16 protein-coding genes are annotated in these 17,603 nt (G+C 55.5%); 6 read left to right on the top strand and 10 right to left on the bottom strand.

The annotated features are described in order from the left end of the window. The first annotated feature begins 58 nt into the window (after positions 1–58). Positions 59–1,126 (top strand): type IV pilus twitching motility protein PilT, encoded by a 1,068-nt coding sequence (locus IPN69_15325; GenBank protein MBK8812083.1) that lies wholly within the window; start codon positions 59–61, stop codon positions 1,124–1,126. Between the two features lie 166 nt (positions 1,127–1,292). Here the strand turns inward: IPN69_15325 and IPN69_15320 are convergent, their stop codons facing one another. Beyond that, positions 1,293–2,705 (bottom strand): insulinase family protein, encoded by a 1,413-nt coding sequence (locus IPN69_15320; GenBank protein MBK8812082.1) that lies wholly within the window; start codon positions 2,703–2,705, stop codon positions 1,293–1,295. Then, positions 2,698–4,089 carry an insulinase family protein gene (locus tag IPN69_15315; protein MBK8812081.1) on the bottom strand — a complete coding sequence of 464 codons (1,392 nt, stop codon included), beginning with the start codon at positions 4,087–4,089 and terminating at the stop codon, positions 2,698–2,700. The genes IPN69_15320 and IPN69_15315 overlap by 8 nt, the downstream gene beginning before the upstream one ends. A gap of 195 nt (positions 4,090–4,284) precedes the next feature. Here IPN69_15315 and IPN69_15310 point away from each other — a divergent pair, with 195 nt between their 5' ends. Continuing rightward, positions 4,285–4,611 (top strand): sulfurtransferase, encoded by a 327-nt coding sequence (locus IPN69_15310; protein MBK8812080.1) that lies wholly within the window; start codon positions 4,285–4,287, stop codon positions 4,609–4,611. Here the strand turns inward: IPN69_15310 and IPN69_15305 are convergent. Both IPN69_15305 and IPN69_15300 read right to left on the bottom strand, forming a co-directional pair. Next, entirely contained in the window at positions 4,601–4,936 is a 336-nt protein-coding gene (locus tag IPN69_15305; GenBank protein MBK8812079.1) for a hypothetical protein, read from the bottom strand. The two genes, IPN69_15310 and IPN69_15305, sit on opposite strands and share 11 nt — an antisense overlap. Continuing rightward, a complete protein-coding gene (locus tag IPN69_15300) occupies positions 4,908–5,228 on the bottom strand; it encodes a (2Fe-2S)-binding protein (protein MBK8812078.1) in 321 nt (106 codons plus the stop codon). The genes IPN69_15305 and IPN69_15300 overlap by 29 nt, the downstream gene beginning before the upstream one ends. Before the next feature lie 107 nt (positions 5,229–5,335). Here IPN69_15300 and IPN69_15295 point away from each other — a divergent pair, with 107 nt between their 5' ends. Then, complete coding sequence (locus tag IPN69_15295) at positions 5,336–5,557, top strand: glutaredoxin (protein MBK8812077.1); 222 nt, start codon at positions 5,336–5,338, stop codon at positions 5,555–5,557. Between the two features lie 194 nt (positions 5,558–5,751). After that, positions 5,752–8,184, top strand: coding sequence for a protein kinase (locus tag IPN69_15290; protein MBK8812076.1), 2,433 nt, complete (start codon positions 5,752–5,754; stop codon positions 8,182–8,184). Positions 8,185–8,420: 236 nt separating this feature from the next. Here the strand turns inward: IPN69_15290 and IPN69_15285 are convergent, their stop codons facing one another. Genes IPN69_15285 through IPN69_15270 form a run of 4 tightly spaced genes read right to left on the bottom strand, consistent with a single transcriptional unit; the run spans position 8,421 to position 12,119 of the window. Beyond that, positions 8,421–9,278, bottom strand: coding sequence for a class I SAM-dependent methyltransferase (locus IPN69_15285; GenBank protein ID MBK8812075.1), 858 nt, complete (start codon positions 9,276–9,278; stop codon positions 8,421–8,423). A 55-nt stretch (positions 9,279–9,333) separates the two neighbouring features. Beyond that, on the bottom strand, positions 9,334–9,948 hold the full coding sequence (locus tag IPN69_15280) for a YdcF family protein (GenBank protein MBK8812074.1): 615 nt from the start codon (positions 9,946–9,948) through the stop codon (positions 9,334–9,336). A gap of 14 nt (positions 9,949–9,962) precedes the next feature. Beyond that, complete coding sequence (locus IPN69_15275) at positions 9,963–11,171, bottom strand: glycosyltransferase (GenBank protein MBK8812073.1); 1,209 nt, start codon at positions 11,169–11,171, stop codon at positions 9,963–9,965. After that, positions 11,172–12,119, bottom strand: a complete 948-nt coding sequence (locus tag IPN69_15270; protein MBK8812072.1) for a glycosyltransferase family 1 protein — start codon at positions 12,117–12,119, stop codon at positions 11,172–11,174. A 118-nt stretch (positions 12,120–12,237) separates the two neighbouring features. On the opposite strand from IPN69_15270, the gene IPN69_15265 reads away from it, so the two are divergent. Further along, on the top strand, positions 12,238–12,528 hold the full coding sequence (locus IPN69_15265) for a hypothetical protein (GenBank protein ID MBK8812071.1): 291 nt from the start codon (positions 12,238–12,240) through the stop codon (positions 12,526–12,528). Here IPN69_15265 and asnB read toward each other — a convergent pair. Next, on the bottom strand, positions 12,456–14,339 hold the full coding sequence (gene asnB, locus IPN69_15260; protein ID MBK8812070.1) for an asparagine synthase (glutamine-hydrolyzing): 1,884 nt from the start codon (positions 14,337–14,339) through the stop codon (positions 12,456–12,458). The genes IPN69_15265 and asnB overlap by 73 nt on opposite strands. A 176-nt stretch (positions 14,340–14,515) precedes the next feature. On the opposite strand from asnB, the gene IPN69_15255 reads away from it, so the two are divergent. Next, complete coding sequence (locus tag IPN69_15255) at positions 14,516–16,093, top strand: hypothetical protein (GenBank protein ID MBK8812069.1); 1,578 nt, start codon at positions 14,516–14,518, stop codon at positions 16,091–16,093. Positions 16,094–16,562: 469 nt separating this feature from the next. Here the strand turns inward: IPN69_15255 and IPN69_15250 are convergent, their stop codons facing one another. Continuing rightward, positions 16,563–17,600 carry a glycosyltransferase family 4 protein gene (locus IPN69_15250; GenBank protein ID MBK8812068.1) on the bottom strand — a complete coding sequence of 346 codons (1,038 nt, stop codon included), beginning with the start codon at positions 17,598–17,600 and terminating at the stop codon, positions 16,563–16,565. Between the last annotated feature and the right edge of the window lie 3 nt (positions 17,601–17,603).

Genomic DNA, 17,603 nt, shown 5'->3' with positions numbered 1-17,603 from the left:
TCAGCCGGCGGAAGCGGCGTTCGAACCGGCAGTGGCAAACCCGCGGGCAAAGGCGCGGATGGACGCGTTGTTTCACGCGATGTCGGAGATCGGCGCATCCGATCTTCATATGAGCGTTTCGATGCCGCCGATGGTGCGTAAAGACGGCAAAATGAAGGTCCTGCCGTCAAACGAACAGACGCTCACATCCGAATCGGCGCGCGAACTGCTGACCTCGATAATGCCGTCGAAGAACCAGGAAGAATTCTCGGAGCGAAACGATACCGACTTTGCCTACGAAATCCCGGGCCTCGCGCGATTCCGCGCCAACATCTTTATGGACCGCAAGGGAATGGGCGGAGTGTTCCGCATCATTCCGACCAAGATCCTCACTGCCCAGCAACTCGGGCTCTCGCCGGCGATAATGAATCTTTGCGAGCTTTCGAAGGGACTGGTCGTCGTTACCGGCCCGACCGGATCGGGTAAGTCGACGACCCTTTGCGCGATGGTCGATCACATCAACAAACAGCGCGACGACCATATCATCACGATCGAGGACCCGATCGAGTTTGTACACGAAAACCAACAGTGCCTCGTCAACCAGCGCGAGGTCCACAACCACACCGACAGTTTCAAGAATGCGCTGCGGGCCGCCCTGCGTGAAGATCCGGATATTCTGCTGGTCGGCGAAATGCGCGATCTCGAAACGATCTCGATCGCCATCGAGACCGCCGAAACGGGTCATCTCGTCTTTGGAACGCTGCATACGACGACCGCCGCTTCGACGGTCGACCGCATCATCGACCAGTTCCCGGCCGACCGCCAGCAGCAGATCCGCGTGATGCTGTCTGAGTCGCTGAAAGGAGTTATCGCCCAAACACTGCTGCCGAAAAAAGGCGGCGGTCGCGTCGCGGCGCTCGAAGTTCTGATCGTCACGCCGGCGATCTCGAACCTGATCCGCGAAGGCAAGACTTTCCAGATCCCGTCGGCGATGCAAACCGGCAAGAACCACGGAATGGTGATGCTCAACGACGCGCTCTTCGCGCACGTCCAAAACGGCCTCGTCGAACCCCGCGACGCCTACATCAAGGCCGTCGATAAGACGACCTTCGAATCAATGCTGACCCGCGGCGGATTCAAGATCTGAAAATAGTGCAAAGTGCAAAGTGCATAGTGCATAGTGCATAGTGCATAGTGCAAAGCGAATGATCTTTCACTCTGCACTCTGCACTTCTCCACTCTGCACTTTGCACTATGCACTATGCACTCCTTTGCACTATGCACTCCTTTGCACTTTGCACTGTGTCCTGTTCCTACTCGTACGGTTTCAGCTGATCGTTCACCTTCGCTAGATCGCCGACAACGACGATCGTCATCCTGTCCTCAGTCAGGTACTTTTTCGCCATCGCCTGAACGTCCGCGGCGGTGACCGAGACGACCCGTTTGACATAGTCGTCGATGAAGCTCTTCGGCAGTTCGTGATAATTCATCGTTTCGAGCTGTCCGATGACGCCGAAACGGGACGAATTCTGCAGCACGTAGATCCCGACCATATTGTTCTTGATGCCTTGAAGTTCGGCTTCGCTGACGGGCTCGGTCCGCATACGGTTGACCTCGAAAAGAATTTCCTTGATCGAATCGCCCGTATTCTCGGTCTTTACATCGGCCGATTCGTACCAGTAACCGGTTTTGTAACGGGTCCAGACGGCGCTGCCCGGTGAATACGTGTAGCCTTTGTCCTCGCGGATGTTCGACGTGATGCGCGAACCGAAGGCGCCGCCAAGGATCGAGTCCATCACGACGAACTTCACGTAGTCCGGGTCCGACTGATCCGGCGCCGGCATTCCGACATAAAGCGTCGACTGCTGCGCGCCCGGCCGATCGACCTTGGCGAAGGATCGTTTGACCGCCGTCTTCGGCGGGTTCCGTTCTTGCTTCGCCCCGGCTTTCCAGCCCGAAAACGCCTTTTCGACGATGTTGCGGACGGCGGCAGCGTTGAATTTGCCGACGATGTAGAGATGCGTCCGCGCCGCGCCGTAATTCGCGAGATGGAAGTTGCGAATGTCATCGAGCGTGTAAGATTTGACTTCGGAGTCGGTCGGATTAACCTGCCCGTACGGGTGATCCGGGAAGATCATCTCGCGGAATCTTTCCCACGCGACGTTCTGTGCCTGCGTGCTCGCAACGGCGAGTTGGCGCAATTTGTTGGCGCGCAAACGCTCAAGGTCCCCGGCTCTGAAATTCGGATTCATAATGACGTCGGAAACGAGCGTCAGGAAACGGACGTCGAATTCCGAAAGAACTTCGCCGCCGATGACCGTATTGTCCGTACCGGCGCCGACGTTCAAACTTCCGCCCATCTCGGCCATTGACCGCGCGATCTCCTCGGAAGTGCGCGTCTTCGTTCCTTCTTTGAGCATATCGGCCGTCGTCTGCGAAACGCCTTTTTTGCCCTTCGAGTCATCCTTCGTGCCGGTGTAGATGTAAGCCTGGATCGCGACCTTCGGCACCGAACCATACTGCACGAGCGTCACCTTCATTCCGTTCGGCAACGTGAAATTCTCCTGCGCCGGAAAGACGAACGGTTTCGGCTGCCCGCCAACCGGCGGCGTTTCTTTCTGCGCGAACACGGCCGACGCGGCCAAAAAGACCATCGCCGCCGAAAGGCAAAAACGCATACGGAATCTCAATCCAAGATCCAAAATCGAAAATCCAAAATCAGTCATTCTTTCCTCCTTTCGTCTCCGGATTGACGATCACGACCGTACGGTTCGTGCTGCGCAGATACTCACGCGCCGTTTTTTGTATCAGGGCCGGTGTAACCTTTCGGAAATTCGCCTCGATCTGATTGATGTTCTGCGGACGGTCGTCGAAAAGCGCGAACGACGCCAGCAGGTCCGCGCGGCCGAAACCTCCGAACTGCTGGAGCGTGTCGTAGAGTCCTGAACGAAGTTTGACGATCGCGCGGTCGATGTCCTTCTGAGCGACGGGTTGCGTCTGCAATTGCCTGACGACCTCGTCGAGCGATGCCTTTATCTCGTCGGCCGTATACTTGTCATCGTGGATCATATCCATCGCGAACAGCATCGGTCCGTTGTAGTTGAACATATTTCCGAGGTACGCGTTGATGCCGCCGCCGACACCGCCGGCGTAGCCTTTTTTCTTGACGAATTCCTGGTGGATCAGACTGTCCTCGCCCTGAAGCATGATCTGGTCAATCAGGCCCATCGCGAAATACTCGGGCGTCCCGCGCTTCGGCATTTGGTAACCGAAGGCGACCGCCGGCTTGTTCGCGAGTTTGTCGGTCCTCGAAACCGTCCGCTCCGCTTCCTGGCGCGGTTCGGAAATGTCCGGCAAAGCGTCCGGTGCCTGGGCCGGAATGTTGGCGAAATACTTGCTGACGAACTGCTTCGCTTCCGGTTCGTCGAAGTCGCCCACGACCACGAGCACGGCGTTCTTCGGCGAGTAATACTTGTCGAAGAATGTCTTCGAATCGCCGAGCGTTGCGGCTTCGATGTCTTTCAGCTCGCCGTAAAAGTTGTGCGAGTTGTACCAGTTCTGAAAAGCCGCCATCGGCAGGTCGATCCACGGAAACGTGCCATACGGTTGGTTCAGGACGTTGACGATGACTTCGTTGCTGACGACGCCTTGCTGGTTTTTGAGATTCTCGTCCGTGATATCGAGTCCGCGCATCCGGTCGGCCTCGGCCCAGAGCAACGTCTCGAGTTTGTGCGATGGCACGACGGCGAAATAGTTCGTGAAATCAAACCGCGTCGAACCGTTGAGCACGCCGCCGTTGTTCTCGACGAGTTTGATGTATTCCATCTTGCCGAGATTCTTCGAGCCCTGAAACATCAGATGTTCGAACAGATGCGCGAATCCGGTCCGGTCTTTCGGCTCGATCCGGAAACCGATATTGTAATAGACCGCGACGGTGACGAGCGGCGCCGATTTCTCGGGCGACAATACGACGCGCAGTCCGTTTGGCAACCGGTAATAGGTGACCGGTACGCTCAATCCGCCGGCCGGCTTCGGCTGCGCGGGCACGGCGATCGCGGCGAGCGCGAAAACCGTGGCCAAAACGAAGCCCCTTTTCCAAAATGTTTTCATTGATTTTCCTCGTTCAGAATTGATAAGAAATTTCTTGATATACTATTCGAACTTCGACGCAAATAGTTTCAAATTGTGTTGGAACGCTCCGATTGTGTGACGGATCGCGGACAGCGTCGGGTCCCGCGATTTGAAAATTGCCGGTCAATCCGCTAAAACTTTACTAACCTCTGAATTTAGAACTCGATAATACTAATGATGATTGAAGAAATAACTGCAGCCGAATTGAAGGCGAAAATGGACGCCGGCGAGGACTTTCAGCTGATCGATGTCCGCCAGCCCGACGAATTTGCCTTTGCGAAGATCGAAGGCGCGAAGCTCATCCCGCTCGGCGATATCTTGCGCCGGATGGATGAACTCGATCCGGCGCGCGAAGCGGTGATCCATTGCAAAATGGGCGGCCGCAGCGCACGCGCGATCGAAGCCCTCCAGCATTCAGGCTACAAAGGCCGACTCAAAAACCTGGTTGGCGGCATCACCGCCTGGTCGAACATCGTCGACTCGAAAGTGCCTAAGTATTAGAAGGGAAAGGGAAAAAGTGAAAAGGCAAAAGGAAAAAGGCAAAAGGGAAAAAGAAAAAACGACAAGATCGCCGGTTACCTTTGCCTTTTTCCCTTTCGCCTTTTGCCTTTTGCCTTTTCGCCTTTTCCCTTTTCGCCTTTTTCCCTTTCGCCTTTTGCCTTTCGCCTTTTTCCCTTTTGCCTTTTTCCCTTTCGCCTTTTTCCCTTTCGCCTTTTTCCCTTTCGCCTTTTTCCCTTTCGCCTTTTTCCCTTTCGCCTTTTTCCCTTTCGCCTTTTGCCTTTTGCCTTTTGCCTTTTTCACTTTTTCCCTTCGATTCGCTCCTCAAGGAGTTGTTGAATCTCTTTGGTCGTGCGGATGATCTTCATTCCTTCGGAGACTTTCGTGCGGCACGAGATGACACCTTTTTCCTTGCCGTTGTCCTGCGCCAGCCAGACCTGGCAATTCAGGCAATCGCCGTTCCAACAAAGGTCGCCGCGCGAAACGGACTCGATCGAAAGGAACTGGAAACACCTGAGGAGCGAGTTGTTTTCCGGAACGCTGCAGGTTTTTCCGCAGATCTCGATCTCGATCAAACGGTCGAACGGTTCGAAAACGTCTTTGTAGTCGTCAAGGTTCATTGGTTTGCCGCCATTTGATAAAATCGTCGAAGCCGTATAGATTATGCAATTCGGTCTCTGCGCCGGCAAACGGCGGCGCGGAATTTTCGACGGGGGGCTTCGAAACAATGTCGGTTGTGATGTACGTCAAACCAGGGTGTCCGTATTGTCAGCAAGCGCGCGATCATTTCAACGCGAACGGGATTCCGTTCGTCGAATTCGACGCGCAGAACGATCTCGCAAGACAGCGCGAAATGCTCGAGTATTCCGGCGGCGATCTCGTCGTGCCGTGCATCGTGGAACACGGCGAGCACATTCAGTCGGGCTGGGGCAACCCGCGGCGCGGCTGAACGATCATACCTACGTGACCGGCAGTTTGCCGGTGAGAATTCTAACCGCAACGATCGGAGTTTCCCGGTCATCTTGCTGCTCGCAGGTGCGATGCAACAATGACTCCGGGTATTTACGGCGGGTTTCGGTTTCAAGCTTTACTTGGAATTGCGTTCAAGGTTAAACTTGGTCATCCGTTATCCGACAGGGCAATATGATCGGTTCGAAGATCAATCAATACTTAATCAAGGAAAAGATCGGCGCGGGCGGACAAGGGACCGTTTACAAGGCCCTCGACACCAAGCTCAACCGCACCATCGTTGTTAAGATCCTCCCGCCGGAGCTCACCGCGAAGACAGCGAATTTCAAGCGCTTCGAACGCGAGGCTCAGCTCTGTTCACAACTCGATCATCCCAACATCTGCACCATTTACGATTTTCACGAGGCCGACGGCGTGTTCTATATCGCGATGCAGTACATCGAAGGCAAGAACGTCCGGCAACTTGTCGCCGGAAGGCCGCTTGAGATGCGCAGCGCGTTATCGATCGCGGTTCAAGTGTGCGACGCGCTCGCCTTTTCGCATTCGCGTGGAATCATCCATCGCGACATCAAAGCCGGGAACATTATGGTCACTTCCACCGGCCAGGCGAAGATACTCGATTTCGGACTTGCAAAACTGATCCAGGACGAGCCGGGCGAACATACGCGCGGACTCGACCGGTCGGAAATAACCGAGGTCGGAATCCCTTACGGAACGGCAACTTACGCTGCGCCCGAACAAGCCAAAGGCGAACGCGCCGATCATCGAGCCGATATTTTTTCAACCGGTGTTCTGCTCTACGAGATGCTCACCGGGATTTGGGCGTTTCAAGGGAAAACGGTCGTCGATGTGCGCCATCAGGTGCTCCACGGAACCCCTAGGCCGCTGGCCGAAATGCGGCCCGAACCGACACCGCCGAAGCTTCAGGAGATCATTGATAAAGCGCTCGCCAAGAACCCGAAGGACCGATACCAGAAGATCGCGACGATGCGCGACGACATACGTTCGGTCCTCAACGAGATATCGGGGATGCCCGTTATGCAAAACGATACTTTTGCCCCGCGCCATATCGACAGCAGTATGGTGAAGCGCGCCTGGAACTGGATCACCGGAAAAGCCGGAACCGAAACTTCGATGACCGGCCGTACGCCTTCGGTCTCGAATCCGCCGTCGTTCGCTCCCGAGATCACTCTGACCGCGACCGGAACCGAAAAAAAGAGCGTCGCAATTCTGCCATTCAAGAACCTGAGCCGCGATCCGGGTTCGAACTTTTACGAGTTTTCGCTTGCGGACGCCGTCATTACTGAACTTGCCCAGATCAAATCCCTGATTGTCAGGCCGAGTTCGGTGATCGCGAAATATCAGGGCGAGGACATCGACCCGCGCGAGGCAGGCGAGGAGTTGAACGTCAACGCCGTGCTTTCGGCCAGTTTCCTGCGCTCGGGCGAGCGTCTGCGCGTGACGGCCCAGCTCCTCGACGTCGCCTCGGGCGAGATTCTCTGGAGCGACCGCATCGATGCGCAGGGCGGAGATATTCTCGTCTTGCAGGATATGATCGCGCAGCGGATTCTCGACGGCCTGCGGCTCGAACTTTCGGAAAAGGAGCAGGAAAAACTGGGCCGAAGACCGACCGACAATGCCGAAGCGTGGGAAGAATACCTGCGCGGCCGCGACAATTTCGGTCGATTTATTTTCCGGACCGTATCGAACGAAGACTGCGACGCGGCGATTCGAAATTTCAAACACGCGGTCGAGCTTGATTCGCACTTCGCGCTCGCCCATTCGGGACTCGGCGCGTGCTACGCGAACCGCTTTTTCAAGGGGCTCGGCGAACCGGAAGATTACACTCACGCCGAAAACGCTTTCACCAAAGCTTTTTTCTACGACCCGAACGTCGTCGAGGCGCGCGTCCTGATGGTTATGATCTATATGGCGCGCGGCGAAAAGAAAAAGGCGCGGGCCGAGACGAAACTCTTGCAGGAACAGTTTCCTAATGAAGCGCCGCTCTATTTCGTCAAGGGCGTGATGCACCGCCTCGACGGCGAATACGAACAATCGTTGAAGGCGTTTGAAAAACTCGGACGTCTCGATCCGGCGGCTCGCGTCGTCGCGGCGTACAATCGTGCGCGGCTCTTTATTTATCAGAAGAAGTTTGACGAGGCGCTGCACGAGATCGACAGGGGCCGCAAGGTCGAACCGAATCACCCGATGATCCGGATCTTTCACGCCGCAACGCTCTTTCACAGCGGAAAACGGGCCGAAGGCATCGCGATGCTCGAACAGGTGATCACCGAGAACCCCGAAATGCATGGAATCCGCCCGTTGCTCGCGGCGTTTCTCGCCGGCAACGGCCGCACGGAAGAGGCCCGAGCGCAGCTTACGGACGACGCGCTTGCGCTCGCCAAATCCGATCACGATATGGCCTTCTGGGTCGGCGAAGCCTACGCGCAGCTCGGCGAAAACGACCTCGCCTTCAAGTGGCTTGGCCGTGCCGTCAAACTAGGAAACGAAAACCGGCCATTCTACGAGAACGACGTCTGCCTCGAACCGATCCGCACCGACCCGCGATTTGCCGAATTGCTCGCGAAGATGGGACAGAGTGCATAGTTCGTAGTGCATAGTGCAAAGTGCATAGTTCATAGTTCATAGTGCAAAGTGCAGAGTGCAGAGTGCATAGTGAGTGACGATACGATTCACTCTGCACTCTGCACTTTGCACTCTGCACTTTGCACTTTGCACTCTGCACTTTGCACTCTGCACTTTGCACTTTGCACTCTGCACTCTGCACTCTGCACTCTGCACTTTGCACTCTGCACTATGCACTTTGCACTTTGCACTCTGCACTATGCACTACGCATGCTCCTCTCAAATACGAACTCGTTGCAGCCCAATCCGACCCCGCCGGCTTTTAATTTTGTCAGCAGATAACCCTTCGCTTTGTAGAATTCGAAGATCTCGTCCACGGTCGCGACCTCGTACGGATAACCGCCGATCCAATCGACCAGATCGTACCATTTGTTCATTCCCCGAGCGTTTTTGTAATGCGTCCACGACCGGACATATTCCATCGGTTTGAGAGTCAATAGCGATCGGACAAAAGCCTTCAGTTCTCCGGGAAGGTAGACCGCGAAAGTCAGCGGCGTACGCAGGAATCGCGGAGTCCGATTGTAGAATTTCTTGATCGCAAGCCAGCGTGCGGCTTGCGTCCCGGTATCGTTGTAGATCGCGATGAATAGTTTCCCGCCGTCCGCAACCGCCGTTTCGGCGTTCGTCAGCGCTTCCCACATTGAACCCGTGTGATGCAAAACGCCCCACGAATAAACGACGTCAAACTTCCCGAGGCTCTTGATGTAATCGAGATCGAGCGCCGAGCCCTGTTCGACGCGCCACTCCGGATCATCGTCGAAATAGCGCCGGCGGAGTTCAGCCGTACAGGCGACGGAATTCGTATCAAAATCGAACGAATGAACCTTCGCGCCGAGACGTCTTGCCGCAAGTGAAAAAAGTCCGCTTCCGGAACCGATGTCGATAAACGTCTTGCCGGCGAGCGACTCGACCTCGAGCATCTCGCGAAGCGATTGTTCGGCATTGGCGATGCGTTCGTCGTCGAGCAATTCGAGAAAATTGCTCCAGTTCTTGCCGAATTCAAAGCGTTCGCCCGATTCGACTTCGCGCGAGTGTTGGAGAGCTATTTCGTTCATAAGATTATCCGGTAAGCGGACTCTACGCGGGCCGCCTGAAGGCGGAACTCCGAACTCAATAAGAGACCCAATAATATCCGAGTTTCACATATTCGATCCCGATGTCGCGCCAACCCTTTGGGCTCAGCCACCAGAACCAAACGCTTTCGGCGGGCGCCGACGTTATTCCGAATTCGATCTCGGACGCCGTAATCTCGAAGACCCGCAACGCGCGGCGCGTATGATGCGCACTGGTGACGATCAGAATCCGCTTAAAGCGAAGATCGCCGCTCAAATCTTTGACGGCAATCGCTTCGTCACGGGTCGATCCGACGACGCCCGGGAAAACGTCTATCGCCGCTTCCGGAACTCCGGCTGCCGTCAGTTCCCGCTTCGCCCGCTCAAAATTGAAGGGATTGCGCTGTTCCGACTGATCCCATCCGCTTTGCTCGCCATCGTTTGTCAAAAGCACCCGCGGAGCGGCGCCCTGCTCAAAGAGTCCCGCCGCGATTCGGGTCCGTTCCCGAATCGCGGATCCGCCCGCGAGGACGAGGATCGCATCGGGGCGCTCGATCTGTTTTTCAACGACCAGCCATTTCGCCAAAAGCGGCGCAAGAAATATCCAGATCACCAGAACCGACAAGAGCGAAATTCGGATTTTGGAATTGTGATTTGTGATTTTGCTTTTCATTCATCGCACGGCAGCTAATTTCCGCGGTTCCGACTCATCTTCCCGATCACGTCCCGCAACTCGTCGACCTTCGCGTCCCAGCTTTCGTGGCGGATGCGGTCGCTGACGGATTCGCGCGGTATCGGATGGTCGAGCGCGTATTCGATCTTTCTCAGGAAATCGTCGTGATCGACTCCGACGAGGCAATCTTCCAGCACGTGAACTTCGGGGATGTCGGTCGAGACGACCGGCAAACCTGCGGCCAGGTATTCACGCACTTTCAGCGGATTGGCGGCGAGCGTCAACTCGTTGATCTCAAATGGGTTAAGCGCGACATCGAAGCCTTTGCAATAGGCCGGCAAATCGGCATAGGGCTGGCGGCCGAGAAAGTGTATGTTCGGAATTCCGTCGAGGATCCTGATCTTCTTCTCAGCGTCGACCGTGGTCTTGCCGATCAGAACGACCGAACCGTTCCTGAAGCGCTCGGCCGTTTTCTTGATCAACCCGAAATCGACCCAATCAGCCAGCAGACCGTGAAATCCGATGATCGGCCGCGGCAGATTCGCGATCTCGTCCGGAACCTCGGTCTCCGGATTGAGCGCCGTTCGAAAATGGTGCCAGTCCGTTCCGTGTCGAATGATGAATGTGTTCGGATTGTAGTCCTTTTTCGATGCGAACAGCTTTTCAGCGGAGACGATGACCAAGTCGGCGACCCGGAAAAGCTCTTCTTCGATCTCGCGCAACCCGGCGGCGACGCCCGTGAACGCGGTGTATTCGTCAACGCAGTAGTAGATCAGTTCGCGCTCGCCGAGTTTGCCGGCAAGCAGTCCGGCGGCCGGGTTGAAGACCATATTCAGCGGTTCGGCGAACTTCAGCTTGCGCATCGCCTTGCGAACCTGCGCCAACAAAAGCTTTTGATTGAGTTTGCGAACCGCGGCGGACCCGTAAGTCGGGACCGCGAGCGGGTTGAGGACGAAAATATTCGGCTCGACCTCTTTGACTGGTTCCGTGAAACTCTTTAGTTTCTTGTAGATTCGCGCCATATCCTTGCCCGACGCGGTCGGCATCCGATTGGCGATGGCGTTGATCCAAAGTATCCGGTTGTCGCGCGACAGGACCCGCATAAGATGCGTTTTCGACAACGGGTCGCCCGTCCAGTCGTGCGAAAAACAGATGATGTCGCGCCCGCGAAGGATTTCGGCGGACGCGGTTTCGGCGAATTTCTTGGGGTTTTTATAGGGCATTTATTTCAGACGGTCGAGACAGGTCCGCAGATAGTATTTCACGAGACTGTCCTTGTGCAAATAAAGATCGAAGAACTCCCGCGCGTTGGCGGCGATCTGTTCGCGTTCATCGTCGTGGTTCAGATAATACTCGCAGAGATCGACAAGATCGGAAAAGTCTTCCTTGCAGTAGACGATATGCTTGCGGTCGACGAGGGGCGCGTTGAGCATCGTCCGGTGCGGATAGGCGATCACACAGGATCCGATCGCCAGATAGTTGATCAGACGGAAGCAGAAATCGCCCAGTCCGGGCATATCGATGCACACCTTCGAACGCGCAACTTCCTGTAGAAACTCGAGATAATAGACCATCTTCATTCCGCCTTCGAACGCGAAGCGATCCTGACGGTTGAGGATGCCGCAGGCCTTTTCGCGGATCTCACGGGCATACGCGAGACCGAAACGACCATATACGTCGTATCGAAATTCGCGCCGCTGACGCAGTTCGCGCAGGTTCCCGAGGTGATGATAGAGACGCTTTCCGTCCGGAACATAACCGCCCGGAACGACGGAGTCGATGCCGTAGCCGCGTTTTGCGAACTGCATCTTGAAGTAGAGATCCGATGTCTCGGCGCAATCTTCGTCGATCGCCATATAATCCGAATAGCCGATCGCGATGCGCCGCGTCCGCCCGTTTATGACGAGTTCGAAATTCACGGTTCCGCGATAGCGTTGCGGTATGTCTCCGACCATTTCGACCGGAATATGCTTACGGAACCCGTAGAGCAGGACCTCGACCCAGTCCGACGCGGCGTCCCACTGATACTGATCCGGCCAGCGAATGCTGACGTTTTTCAGTTCGTCGGGAGCGACGTGCCAGTCGCGGTTTTCGATTTCCGGCCGATGGGCGAAGAGATTCAAATAAAGCTCGACGCCGGACTTTCTTACTTTTGTAATTATTGCAGACATGGTGGATTTGGGATTTGCGATTTGCGATTTGGGATTTGCGATTTGGGATTTGGGATTTGGGATTTGCGATTTGCGATTTGCGATTTGCGATTTGCGATTTGCGATTTGCGATTTCTGAATGCTCGAATCTGGAATCTTGAATCTCTTGAATCTATGGAATCTGGAATCTCTGGAATCTGCAATCTGGAATCTGGAATCCAGAATCTCTGGAATCTCTGGAATCTGGAATCTCTGGAATCTGGAATCTCTGGAATCTGGAATCTGGAATCTCTGGAATCTCTGGAATCCAGAATCCGGAATCTGGAATCTGGAATCCGGAATCTCTGGAATCCCGATCTACGTTTCTCCGTCGAAGAACCTCCGCTGCCAGATCTCGAAATTCACCAGCGACCAGAGGCGTTCGTCGTGATTTTCGCCGGCGTTGTGACGCTTGACGATGCCGGCGACGAAATCCGCATCGAAAATGCCGCGGGCGCGGGCGCGTTCGCCGAGAACGTATTCGTCGACGATATGTTTGAAAGGCCCGCGGAACCAGTTTCCGACCGGAACCGGGAAACCCATTTTCTGTCGGTAGAGGATCTCATCGGGCAGGATTCCCTTCATTGCCTCCTTCAGCAGAAACTTCGTCGTTTTGCCGCGAAGTTTCATATTCACCGGCATCCGCGCGGTGAGTTCGACGAGTTTGTGATCGAGAAACGGCACGCGTGACTCGATCGATGCGGCCATCGACATCTGATCCTGTTTCATCAGCAGTTCGTGGAGATACGTTTTCGAATCGACATACAGCAATTTGTCGAGCGTCTCGCACGCGTCGGTCTTCGCCAGCCAGCGATTCTGGTCGGCATACGGATTCGGATCGCCGATCCGGACTTTCGTTTCGTCGGAAAACAATTCCGACTGCATATCCTTTCCGAAAACGGCGAAATTATCGAGGAAGAGACTTTCGATATCTGCGTCGCGCGTGAGAAAGGTCCGCGTCAGTTTGCCGCCGAACCTGTATGCGCCCGAACGGACCGCCGACCGCACGAACGACGGCGTCATCGCCTCGTATTTCTCGCCGAGATCGAGCAGTTGGAGCGCTTTCGCGTATCGCGCGTAGCCGGCGAGGATCTCGTCGCTGCCCTCGCCCGTGAGCACTACCTTGACGTGCTCCTGCGCGAGTTTTGAGACGAAATAAAGCGGCACGGAGGCGATGAAGCCGATCGGCTCGTCCTCGTGCCAAACGAGATTGGGCAACTCGTCGAAAAACTGCTGCGGCGTGATTGTGATCTCGCGGTGATCGGTCCCGAACGCCTTTGCAACGATCCGCGCGTACTCGAATTCATTGGCTTCGCGTTCACGAAATCCGACCGAGAAAGTCTTTATCGGTTCATCGACCATCGTCGACATCATCGCCGCGATCGCCGACGAATCGATCCCGCCCGAAAGAAACATCCCGAGCGGAACGTCGGCCATCAAACGCAGTTTGACCGCCCGGCGAAACATTTCGCGCCATTCGTCAACGAACTCGGTGTCGCTTCGCGGTTCGAATTTCGGCTCGAATTTCAGATCCCAGTATTCGCCGATCGCCAAATTCCCGTCATTCCACGTCAGCGTGTGACCCGGAAGAAGCCTTCGGACATTCTTGAAGAGAGTCTGGTCGCGCGACGTGCCGTGATTTGCAAACTGGTCCGGCAGCGCGTCGTAGTTTAGTTCCGGGCGAATCGCGCCGGCCTCGAGAATGGTCTTGATCTCGGATCCGAAGTAGAGATTTCCGTCTTCATCGTGATGGTAATAAAGCGGCTTGACGCCGAACCTGTCGCGCGCGATGAAAAGCGTTTTTTCGCGCCGGTTCCAGATCGCGAACGCGAACATTCCGCGAAGATAGTTGACGCATTCCGCGCCGTGCTCTTCGTAAAGATGAAGAATCGTTTCGGTATCGCAGTGAGTCTTGTAAACGTGCCCTTTCGCCTCGAGTTCGCCGCGAAAGTCGGCGTGATTGTAAACCTCGCCGTTGTAAACAATTACGAGCGAACCGTCCTCGTTGAACATCGGTTGCGCACCGTGCGAGACATCGACGATCGAAAGGCGCCGATGGCCGAGCCCGACACGTTCGTCGATAAACTCGCCGGCGTCGTCGGGACCGCGATGAAGAATAACGTCGCGCATCCGGCGCAGCGTTTCTGGCTCTATGTTCTTGCCGGAGCGCGTCGAATACGCGATTCCGTTGATTCCGCACATATGGTAAAGAAATTATTGAAAAGGCGGGCGCAGCAGGCCTTTTAAGGGCCGAAGGTATTTTACAATGTTTTGACTTGTTTTGGCGAGAAAAATTTGCGGATCGAACCGGATAAATCGTTGGTAATCAAGCGCTTTTAGACGTTTATGAACAAGAAACTTGTACAATGATTGAAGTAATGACAACAGATCAGATTCGCGTCCGGCGCAGGGAAGTCGTAAAGCCGGGCTGGAGAAAATTCTATTTGGCCTTCGCCGTGCCGGTCGTCGTTATGTTTGCGGTTGCGGGATTTCTCATCGCGGGCAACTATTTTGGCGGCTTTGAGCCGGAAAACGTCGAAACGGTCGTCGAAGGCGGCCGGCGGATAATCAAAGTCCCGGCCGGCGGCAATCTGCAGTCGGCGATCAACCGCGCGACGGGCGGCGACATCATCGTTCTCGAGGCCGGCGCGACGTACAACGAGATCGTTCTGCCCAAGAAGAACATCAGCGATTTCATCACCATCCAGAGTTCAGCCATCGACCAACTGCCCGCAGATGCGCGCGTCTCGCCGCAGCAGGCGCGTCTGATGGCTAAGATCACGACGCGCGGCGGCGGAAAATCGGCGGTCGCGAGCGACAACGGTGCGCATCACTTCCGGTTCGCAGGCATCGAGTTCGTCCCGACCGCGAAAGATTACGTTTACAATCTAATCTATCTCGGCGCGAGCTCGAATCTTGTTTCCGACGTCCCGCACGATCTCGAATTCGACCGCTGTCTTGTCCGATCGACGCCGAACAACGTCACGCGCCGCGGCATCGGGCTCAACAGCGCGAACACCGTCATCAAGAACAGCTATTTCGAGGGATTCGCCTATCCGCAGGAGGAAACGCAGGCGATCTGCGGCTGGACCGGAACCAAAAACGTCAAGATCATCAACAATTACATCGAGGGCGGCGCCGAAAACGTGATGTTCGGCGGATCCGATCCCGCGAGCGCCGAACTCATTCCGCAGGACATAGAGGTTCGCGGAAATCACTTCAACAAACCCGAAGCGTGGCGCGGAAAGAACTCGATGAAATGCCTGTTCGAGATCAAGAACGCGAAGCGGCTGCAGTTTACGGACAATTACCTGGAGAACAACTGGCTCGGCGCCGCCTTCCGAATCACCGTCCGGAACGACGGCGGCACGGCTGCGTTCAGCACGATCGAAGATGTTGTGATAAAAAACAACGTCGTCAACGGCGCCGGCGAAGGCATAAACATTCTTGGCAAGGACGATATGTATCCCAGCCAAACGCTTAAACGCCTGAGCATCGTCAATAATCTGTTTCTCAATATCGGCGAGCAAACCTATGAAGGCGGCGGTTATTTCGTTCAGGTTTCGAACGGCGTCGACATCCTGATCGCCAACAACACCTCGTTCAATCGCGGCAACATCACGACCTTTCACGGCGATCTGCCTCAGAATTTCGCCTTTCGCGACAACATCGTCGGACACGGAAACTACGGTATTCACGGATTTCCGAACATCAAGTCCGCGGAAGCGCAACGGATTTTTCGCAACAATGCGATCGTCAATAATCGAGGCATCGACGCGGGCGACACTTCGTTTCCGTCCGGCAACTTCTGGGTTTCGGATATTCGAAACGTCGGATTCGTGAACCTCGCACAGAAAAACTACGCGTTGAATCCGTCGAGCAAATTTAAAGGCAAGGGCACGAACCGTTCTGACCTGGGCTGCGATGTCAGCCAACTGCCGGCCCCCAGGCGTTAGCACCTTGTCAACTTCGTGCATCTTCGTGCGTTTCGTGGATTCAAGAAACGCCGCCGAACCCGATACCAAAGTCCGCACGAGCGCGCCTTCTTTCACTCCCCAAAAAGTCCGTTGAACCCAGTTTAGGCGATACATCTGCCTTTGTGTTTCTTCCGGTCGGTTCACTTGAGTATCCGCGGAAACTTGGCGGGCGTCTTTAATTGATATAACCGAAGTCTCGTTCGACTCGGAGCCTGTCCGAAACTGAATCTGCTTCTTCAAGCGTGCGGAGCACGCGTAACTCTGGCGGATGCAATAGATCCGAGTGTTTCACACGATCGCTTGAGTTAATCGCGTATGACAGCTGGGTTCCGCTCCGCTTCACGTGGTGCTATCGTCCGTGCGTGTGCTCCGCACACTGAATCGATTTTTACGACAGGCTCCAAGGTAAACAGTCCTTCCGCGTGGCGGATAGCCGGGGAGATTGTCATCATCCCAAGAGGTCTTCGTAGATCCGTATCACATCGTTGATATTGTCGGAACAGTCCGGATTGCGCGGTTCTTGTTTCCGATCTTCGCGCGCGACGGAGAAAATCTCACGAACCAGAGCGACCGGATCGTGAATCGGGATAAGGTTTACGCCTTCCGGACGCATACCGTTGTCGGTCGCGATCACCGGAGTTCCAAGATGGAGCGCCTCGCGGATCGCGATCGCATCGCCGTCGAACTTCGTTGTTCGAAGCAGAATGTCCGCCCGGTCTATCAGATTGAGAGTTATCCTGTGCTCCAGATCGCCCGTCAGCATTATTCGGGCCGAATACGGTTTGGACGCGATCGCCGTCCGGAGGTCGCTTTCGAGGCTCCCCGAACCGACGATCATCAGCCCCGCCGCCGGCAGATCACGGAGAACATCCGACATTGCATCGATCTGCATATCAAGGTCGTACGCATCCTCGAGCAAACAGACGGTCAACAGAAACGGATCGGAAGCGGCAATGAATTGAGCGATGTTCGCCGGAATCTCGACCGAGCGGTCCGGACTCTTCAGTGAAAACGGAAGGATCAGGCTGAGTTTTTCGGGTCCGACACCAAACTTCTCAAACATTCGGATCATCAAAGGGTTCACTCCGATGATCCGGTCGAACGACCGAAACGCAAAGCCGGCCTTTGAGAACGGCCGAGCGAGCGCGGCGTTTTCCTGCGCGTATCCTCCCGAATGGAATGTCAGTACCGATTTGCCTCGCCCCCGAAAAGCGCACGCCAGCATCAATCCCGTGACGCGGTTCGTAAGATCGCCGCCAACGTGTAGGTGAACAATGTCGTAATCAAGTTTGGACAGGAGCCTGACCAACTCGTAGGCGCCGGACGGGCGATACACATCCGGCTCCGGCTCCATCCGGGAACTGCGCGACGTCGCGATTATCGAACATCTCCCGCCGCGCTCCCGTAACGCTTCGCGGATCGCGAGCATATTGCGGCTGATTCCGCCCTCCGGCGGCGGATACGGTCCGAGCTGAAGTACGTGCATTCG

The sequence above is a fragment of the Acidobacteriota bacterium genome (genome assembly GCA_016715115.1).
In the GTDB taxonomy this organism is placed as follows: Bacteria; Acidobacteriota; Blastocatellia; order Pyrinomonadales; family Pyrinomonadaceae; genus JAFDVJ01.
The sequence above is the reverse complement of the archived record's forward strand: the minus strand, read 5'-3'. Positions and strand labels throughout refer to the sequence as shown.

Coding starts and splice junctions, on each gene's coding strand:
- IPN69_15325 (MBK8812083.1), top strand. CDS start 59: ATGGACGCGTTGTTTCACGCGATGTCGGAGATCGGCGCATCCGATCTT.
- IPN69_15320 (MBK8812082.1), bottom strand. CDS start 2,705: ATGACTGATTTTGGATTTTCGATTTTGGATCTTGGATTGAGATTCCGT.
- IPN69_15315 (MBK8812081.1), bottom strand. CDS start 4,089: ATGAAAACATTTTGGAAAAGGGGCTTCGTTTTGGCCACGGTTTTCGCG.
- IPN69_15310 (MBK8812080.1), top strand. CDS start 4,285: ATGATGATTGAAGAAATAACTGCAGCCGAATTGAAGGCGAAAATGGAC.
- IPN69_15300 (MBK8812078.1), bottom strand. CDS start 5,228: ATGAACCTTGACGACTACAAAGACGTTTTCGAACCGTTCGACCGTTTG.
- IPN69_15295 (MBK8812077.1), top strand. CDS start 5,336: ATGTCGGTTGTGATGTACGTCAAACCAGGGTGTCCGTATTGTCAGCAA.
- IPN69_15290 (MBK8812076.1), top strand. CDS start 5,752: ATGATCGGTTCGAAGATCAATCAATACTTAATCAAGGAAAAGATCGGC.
- IPN69_15285 (MBK8812075.1), bottom strand. CDS start 9,278: ATGAACGAAATAGCTCTCCAACACTCGCGCGAAGTCGAATCGGGCGAA.
- IPN69_15280 (MBK8812074.1), bottom strand. CDS start 9,948: ATGAAAAGCAAAATCACAAATCACAATTCCAAAATCCGAATTTCGCTC.
- IPN69_15275 (MBK8812073.1), bottom strand. CDS start 11,171: ATGCCCTATAAAAACCCCAAGAAATTCGCCGAAACCGCGTCCGCCGAA.
- IPN69_15270 (MBK8812072.1), bottom strand. CDS start 12,119: ATGTCTGCAATAATTACAAAAGTAAGAAAGTCCGGCGTCGAGCTTTAT.
- IPN69_15265 (MBK8812071.1), top strand. CDS start 12,238: ATGCTCGAATCTGGAATCTTGAATCTCTTGAATCTATGGAATCTGGAA.
- asnB (MBK8812070.1), bottom strand. CDS start 14,339: ATGTGCGGAATCAACGGAATCGCGTATTCGACGCGCTCCGGCAAGAAC.
- IPN69_15255 (MBK8812069.1), top strand. CDS start 14,516: ATGACAACAGATCAGATTCGCGTCCGGCGCAGGGAAGTCGTAAAGCCG.
- IPN69_15250 (MBK8812068.1), bottom strand. CDS start 17,600: ATGCACGTACTTCAGCTCGGACCGTATCCGCCGCCGGAGGGCGGAATC.